Source organism: Sphingomonas sp. ACRSK (assembly GCF_022346685.1).
Classification (GTDB): domain Bacteria; phylum Pseudomonadota; class Alphaproteobacteria; order Sphingomonadales; family Sphingomonadaceae; genus Sphingomonas; species Sphingomonas molluscorum.
In genome coordinates this window covers 78,553-84,857 of sequence record NZ_JAKRNR010000017.1, presented here as the reverse complement: position 1 = coordinate 84,857, position 6,305 = coordinate 78,553, and the positions used below count along the sequence as shown (strand labels likewise).

The 6,305-nt window shown below is 66.7% G+C and carries 7 protein-coding genes; all 7 read right to left on the bottom strand.

Annotated features, from left to right (window positions below):
• Window positions 1-158: 158 nt before the first annotated feature.
• From MHZ35_RS10885 to MHZ35_RS10855, 7 genes are read right to left on the bottom strand one after another with little or no spacing between them, the layout of a single operon-like run.
• Window positions 159-407 (bottom strand): hypothetical protein, encoded by a 249-nt coding sequence (locus tag MHZ35_RS10885; protein ID WP_239435613.1) that lies wholly within the window; start codon window positions 405-407, stop codon window positions 159-161.
• Complete coding sequence (locus MHZ35_RS10880) at window positions 404-1,168, bottom strand: MBL fold metallo-hydrolase (RefSeq protein ID WP_239435612.1); 765 nt, start codon at window positions 1,166-1,168, stop codon at window positions 404-406. The genes MHZ35_RS10885 and MHZ35_RS10880 overlap by 4 nt, the downstream gene beginning before the upstream one ends.
• Window positions 1,165-1,944 carry a TatD family hydrolase gene (locus MHZ35_RS10875; protein WP_239435611.1) on the bottom strand — a complete coding sequence of 260 codons (780 nt, stop codon included), beginning with the start codon at window positions 1,942-1,944 and terminating at the stop codon, window positions 1,165-1,167. Before MHZ35_RS10875 ends, MHZ35_RS10880 begins: the two co-directional genes overlap by 4 nt.
• On the bottom strand, window positions 1,941-3,497 hold the full coding sequence (gene metG / locus MHZ35_RS10870) for a methionine--tRNA ligase (RefSeq protein WP_239435610.1): 1,557 nt from the start codon (window positions 3,495-3,497) through the stop codon (window positions 1,941-1,943). The genes MHZ35_RS10875 and metG overlap by 4 nt, the downstream gene beginning before the upstream one ends.
• Before the next feature lie 9 nt (window positions 3,498-3,506).
• Window positions 3,507-4,517: an AAA family ATPase gene (locus tag MHZ35_RS10865; protein ID WP_239435609.1), complete on the bottom strand. Its 1,011-nt coding sequence runs from the start codon at window positions 4,515-4,517 to the stop codon at window positions 3,507-3,509.
• Window positions 4,514-5,137: a dTMP kinase gene (tmk, locus tag MHZ35_RS10860; protein ID WP_239435608.1), complete on the bottom strand. Its 624-nt coding sequence runs from the start codon at window positions 5,135-5,137 to the stop codon at window positions 4,514-4,516. Before tmk ends, MHZ35_RS10865 begins: the two co-directional genes overlap by 4 nt.
• The gene (locus MHZ35_RS10855) at window positions 5,134-6,303 is read right to left on the bottom strand and encodes a D-alanyl-D-alanine carboxypeptidase family protein (RefSeq protein WP_239435607.1); all 1,170 of its coding nucleotides are present in this window, start codon (window positions 6,301-6,303) and stop codon (window positions 5,134-5,136) included. Before MHZ35_RS10855 ends, tmk begins: the two co-directional genes overlap by 4 nt.
• Window positions 6,304-6,305: the final 2 nt, after the last annotated feature.

The following is a 6,305-nucleotide window of genomic DNA, read 5'->3' as shown; positions in this document are numbered from 1 at the left end:
ACCGTCAGCACCGTCATACAATGCGCGTCCTCGTTGCCAAGAACGGCTATGACACCGGCGACCCGCCGATAGCACCGCAGAGTGCCATTTCTATCTAGCGGGCTGGTGCCATTTGTACTTAGCGCTTACAATACATTAGACCGGTAATATACATTATGTTAATGTGCAGCCGAATATAGAACGAGTGCTGCGCTACCGGAGCCTGTGCTGCCCTCATTCTCCTCAGCCGTACCACTGAGATAGTACACGCTCACCACAGCCAGAACGATCACTGCGCCGATGAGCAGCCACGCCAGCAATGAGCGCAGGATCGTATTTCTGCTCGGACGGCGGGCGATCAGCGCGGATACAGCAAGCACGAGCGCTCCGATGCCCCAGAGCAGCTCGGCGCTGCTCTCCAGGCTCACGCGGCCAGTTCCAAGCCGTCGAAGCCCGGCTCGACGTGCGCCGGCAGCCGGGATCGAAGCGCCCGGTAATCCAGGCTGTGGTCCATGTGGATCAACACCGCTCGCGGATCGCCGCACGCCTTTACCAGCGCCAGCGCCTCGTCCACCGTCGGGTGCGTCGGATGCGGTGCATCCCGAAGCGCATCGACGACCATGAGGTCGCACCCTCGGTAAAGCGCAAGCATCGCGTCTGTCACTTCGTTGAAGTCCGTCGCGTAAACAACGGAACGACCACCACTTTCGAAACGCAGTCCCGCGGACCGGATCGCCCCATGCGGCTGATCGGTCACGGAAATGTCGATGTCGCCGATCCGCAGCCGATCCGGAAGCTCCTGCGCGTCGACGGTTGCCCGGTAGCCATTGCGGCCGAAGAAGACGTAGCCGAAGCGTTCCCGCAGCACTGCCAATGTCTCAGGACGGGCATAGCCGCGTACCGGCTGTCCGCGCAGATGGAATAGCTGTCGCAGGTCGTCGATGCCATGGCAGTGATCGGCATGGTCGTGGGTCCAGAGCACCGCATCCACGTCCGCCACCTCGGCGTCGAGCAGCTGCTGCCGCATGTCGGGGCCGGTGTCGATCAGGATGCGCGTCGTGTCCGTCTCGATCAGTGCCGACACGCGTGTGCGCCGGTTACGAGGATCGGTCGGATCGCATGCTCCCCAGTCTCCGCCAAGCCGCGGCACGCCCGACGAAGTGCCGGAGCCCAGGATGCGGATCTTCACGCGGTCGTTTTCGCAAACAGCGCGTGGAAGTTCGCGCGGGTGGTATCCGCCAGCCCCTCGACATCCTCCCCGCGCAGCTCCGCAAGGAAGCGGCAGGTGTCCGCGACATAGGCGGGCTCGCCGGGACGTCCGCGATGCGGCACCGGCGCCAGGAACGGCGCGTCGGTCTCCACCAGCAGGCGCTCGCGCGGCAGCCAGCGTGCGGTTTCCTGGAGTTCGCGCGCGTTCTTGAACGTCACGATGCCGGAAATGGAGATGTAGAAGCCGAGATCGAGCGCCTGGCGCGCGAATTCCGCAGTGCCGGTGAAGCAATGGATCACGCCGGGGAAGCTCCCCTTCCCCATCTCTTCCTTCAGGATCGCCGCAGTATCCGCCTCGGCATCCCGCGTGTGCACCACCACCGGAAGGCCGATTTGCCGGCAGGCAGCGAGATGGCTGCGGAAGCTCGCTTGCTGCCGGGCGCGATCGGAATGCTCATAGTAGTAATCCAGTCCGGTCTCTCCGATGCCGACGACGCGAGGATGAGCGGCCCGGGCGACAAGCCGCTCGGTATCGACCTCGGGGTAGCTGTCTGCTTCGTTCGGGTGGATGCCGATCGTCGCCCAGACGTCCGGCTCACGCTCTGCGGTGCCGATCACCGCGTCCCACTCGTTCTCTCGGGTCGAGATGTTGAGCATCGCCACCACGCCAGCGTCCCGCGCGCGCGCCAGCACCTCCGGCTGCTGCTCGAAGACATCCTTGTAGTTCAGGTGGCAGTGGCTGTCGGCGAGCTTCATGCGGATACCGCAGCCTCTTCCAGCGCGAGCCGCGGGAATATCGGTGCGGGCGGAGCGATGCGGAAGCCCGCGTCCGCCGCACGGATGTACCAGGCGGAGTCAGCGAGCGCGCCATGATCGCGCGCATCCTGCCCCAACTGGTCGAGCACACGACCGGCCGAGGTGGGGATCACCGGCCATACCAGGATCGCGAGATCGCGGATGGCCCGCACCAGCGTTCCAAGCACGGCATGCATCCGCTCCGGGTCGGTCTTGCGCAGCGACCAGGGCGCTTGTGCGTCGATATACTGGTTGCAGGCAAACACCCCCCGCATCCAGCTTTCCAGTGCCTGTCCCAGGGAAAGGGCGGCGAACTCTTCGCGGAATGCGGCGCCTGCCTCCGCCACCTGCGCGAGCAAAGCATCGTCGGCGGGGTCACTGCGGCCGGGCAACGGCAGCACGCCGTCCAGGTTCTTCGCGATGAACGACAGGGTGCGCTGCGCCAGATTGCCGAAACTGTTGGCGAGATCGGCGTTGGCACGAGTGACGATCGCCTCGTCCGAGAAGGTCCCGTCCTGACCGAAGCTGATGTCGCGCAGCAGAAAATAGCGCAGCGCGTCGACACCGTACAAGCCAGCAAGGGCCATCGGGTCGATGACGTTTCCGGTCGACTTGGACATTTTCTCCCCGCGGTTGAGGAGGAAGCCATGGCCGAATACCTGCCGCGGCAGCGCGAGCTTGGCAGACATCAGGAAGGCAGGCCAATAGACCGCGTGGAACCGGACAATGTCCTTCCCGATCAGGTGCAGGTCGGCGGGCCAGAAGCGCGCCGTGTCCCCACCATCCGGATAGCCGGCGCCGGTCAGGTAATTGGTCAGTGCGTCGACCCAGACGTACATGACGTGACCGGGGCTACCCGGCACCGGCACGCCCCAGTCGAAGCTGGTACGCGATACCGACAAGTCGGCAAGCCCTCCCTCGACGAAGCGCAGTACCTCGTTGCGCCGGCTCTCGGGCTGGATGAACTCCGGATGCCCCGCATAGAAATCGAGCAGCGGCTGCTGGTACTTGGAAAGCCGGAAGAACCAGGTCTCCTCGGCGGTCCACTCGACCGGCGTTCCCTGAGGTGAAAGGCGAACGCCCCCTTCCCCTTCGGTCAGTTCCTTCTCTTCGTAGAACGCCTCGTCGCGAACGGAGTACCAGCCCTCGTAACGGGACAGGTACAGGTCGCCGGCATCGGCCATCGCCTGCCAGATTGCCTGGCTCGCCGCATAGTGCGCCGGCTCCACGGTCCGGATGAAGCGATCATAGGAGATGTCAAGCTTGTCCGCCATCTCATGGAAATAGCTCGACATTTCGTCCGCAAGCGCGCGCACTTCCATGCCCCGCTTGCGCGCGGTCTGCACCATCTTGAGGCCGTGCTCGTCGGTCCCGGTCTGGAAGCGGACGTCGCGGCCCGCCTGGCGGTGAAAACGCGCGATCGCGTCGGCGGCGATCATCTCGTAGGCGTGGCCGATGTGCGGCTTGCCGTTGGGATAATGGATCGCGGTGGTGATGTAATAGGGCTCGGCCATGCCGTGTCCCTAGTGCATCGCTCCGCGCGATTGAAGCCCGTCCTGCTCTGCGAGACGCGCAAGAATGCCGCCCATCTCGAACACCGTTGCCTGTGCGTCCAGCGAGAGGCCCGGCGCTGCCGCCGCGAGTGCGCGTGCCGCCTCATAGGCGCCCAGCGCCGTGCGCAAGGCGACGCCACTGCGCTCACGCGCTCTGGCGGCGATGAAGCTCGGTGCGCGCTCCAGAAACGCTTCATACCGGTGCTGCGCAGCCTTGCCGCCAAGTGCCTTGGCGAGCTTGCCGCGCAGCGCGTTGCTTGGATCGCCGTCGCCGGCGATCGCCGCCATCGCACGCTCCAGGGCGGCGACGTCGAGGCCAGCGAAGGCGAGCGCGCGACCAGGCGATCCTTCGCCCCCGCGGACCAGCGCATCGCATTCGACATCGCTCACGTCCGGCATCGCCGCCCGGACGACGGTCCCCACCTCCGCATCCGAAAGCCGCTCGAAGCGGAGCATCCGGCAGCGCGAGCGGATCGTTGGGAGCAGTCGGCCGGGCGCATGGCTGATCAGCAGGAAGATCGTGCCGGCGGGCGGCTCCTCAAGGTTCTTCAGCAGCGCGTTGGCAGCTGCCGTTTCCAAGTCGTCGATCGCGTCGATCAGCACCACGCGTCGTTCGGACAGCGACGGCTTGGTCGCGAACATCGGCTGGAGTGCACGCACCTGCGCGATCGGGATGCTGCGGGCGAGGTTCTCGTCGGGCTTTGCCGGGTCCTTTGGCTGCCGGGCCATCTCGCGATAGTCCGGGTGAGAGCCCGCCGCGATCAGCGCCGCGGTTCGGTCCTCCTCGGCAAGCGCGCCTCCGCGAACCGGCACCCGGGGATCGACCGCAAGCGCAAGCAGGCGGGCCGCCGCCACGCGGGCGAAGCTGGCCTTCCCTACCCCCTCCGGCCCCGCCAGGAGCCAGGCGTGGTGCAGCCCGCCCCGCTCTGCCGCCGTGAAGAAGGCGTCGTGCGCGGCCCGATTCCCGACGAGTTCGATCATGGCAGGAGGTCGGCGAGCGCATCCATCAGGCGGGCCGTCACGGCTTCGGGCGTTCCCGCCGCATCGACACGGCGGACACGCGCGGCTTCGCCGTCGGCGATCCGTTCGAAGGCCGCCGCGACTTGTGCGTGGAACTCGGGTCCCCTGGCACCGAACCGATCCGCGACGCCACGGTCCCGGACGAGCGCACGCTCCTCCCCCGCCCCTTCGGGCAGGGACAGCAGCAGGGTCCGATCCGGGAGCAGCCCCTTCGACCCAAAGGCATGCAGCGCTAGGATCGCCGCGTCATCGATCCCCTGCCCGCCCTGATACGCGCGGGTGCTATCGATATATCGATCGCACAACACCCACTGCCCCGCCTCGAGGGCAGGACGGATGCGCTTTTCGACATGATCCGCCCGCGCCGCTGCGAACAAGAGCGCCTCGGCATGGGGGCTCCAGCGCGTCACCTCGCCCTGCATCAGCAGGCCGCGGATCGCTTCCGCGCCCTCGCTGCCGCCCGGCTCCCGGGTGACCACGACGTGCAGGCCCCGCGCCTCCAACGCGGCAGCGAGGCGGGTGGTCTGGGTCGACTTGCCGACGCCCTCGCCGCCCTCCAACGAGATGAACAGGCCGCTCAAGCGCCGAACAGCGCCATCAGGCCCGCCCAGGCGCGACCGAAGAAGCCGGCCTCGTCCACGTCCTTCTCGGCCACCAGCGGCAGGCGCTGCGGCTCCATGCCGGGCGAGGAGATGACGAGATCGGCGATATGCTGGCCGGCCTTGATCGGCGCCTTGATCGGCCCCTGATACACGACCGTGCCTGCGAGTTCGGTAGCGGCGCCCGCCGGAACCGTGACGGTCAGGTCGCGCGGCGCGACGAGGCCGACGGTGCTGCTATCCCCCAGCTGGACATCGGCGGTTTCGACCAGCTTGCCCTTCTTAGCGATGGGCCGGGCACGCCACGCACGGAAGCCCCACTCCATGAAGCGGACCGATTCGGAAATGCGCTGGTTGAAGCTCGTCAGGCCCGCCAGCACCATCACCAGGCGCCGGCCGTTCTGTTCGGCGGAACCGGTGAAACCATAGCCGGCCTCCTCGGTGTGGCCGGTCTTCAGGCCATCGGCGCCGGCGACGCGCCCGAGCAGCGGGTCACGATTCGCCTGCGTGATGTCGCTGCCCGCGCCCAGCGTCTTGCCCCAGGTGAAGCTTTCCAGCGAATAGAAGCGTTTGTAGAGATCGGGGAACTTCTGGATCGTCGCGGACGCGAGCGTCGCCAAGTCCCGCGCGCTGACAAAGGTGCGGCCTTCATCCGGCCAGCCGTTGGACGTGCCGAAGTGGCTGTTGGTCAGCCCCAGCTCCTTGGCGCGCTGGTTCATCAGACTCGTGAACGCCTCTTCCGTCCCCGCGACGCCTTCGGCCAGGACCACGCACGCGTCGTTGCCGGAAAGGGTGATGATCCCCTTGAGCAAGTCGTCGACGCTGACCTGCTCGTTCACGGACAGGAACATGGTCGAGCCCGCAGCCGGGCCATGCCAGCGCTGCCAGGTTTCGGGGCGCACCTGGAACTTCTGGTCGAGCTTCAGCTCGCCCTTCTTGATGAGGTCGAACGCCACATAGGCGGTCATCATCTTGGCCATGGAGGCCGGCGGCATGCGGCGGTCGGCATCCTTGGCATACAGGATGGCGCCCGATGACAGGTCCTGGAGATAGGCGACGGGCGCCGGAGTCTCGAATGGGGGCGCAGCGGCGACCGACGGCGTGACGGCGACGGCGGAAAGCAGGACGGCGGTAAGCAGCTTCTTCATCG

What these genes read in the sequence shown, in the direction of transcription:
- MHZ35_RS10875 (WP_239435611.1), bottom strand. Translation starts at nt 1,944, where the DNA reads ATGAAGCTCGCCGACAGCCACTGCCACCTGAACTACAAGGATGTCTTC.
- metG (WP_239435610.1), bottom strand. Translation starts at nt 3,497, where the DNA reads ATGGCCGAGCCCTATTACATCACCACCGCGATCCATTATCCCAACGGC.
- MHZ35_RS10865 (WP_239435609.1), bottom strand. Translation starts at nt 4,517, where the DNA reads ATGATCGAACTCGTCGGGAATCGGGCCGCGCACGACGCCTTCTTCACG.
- MHZ35_RS10855 (WP_239435607.1), bottom strand. Translation starts at nt 6,303, where the DNA reads ATGAAGAAGCTGCTTACCGCCGTCCTGCTTTCCGCCGTCGCCGTCACG.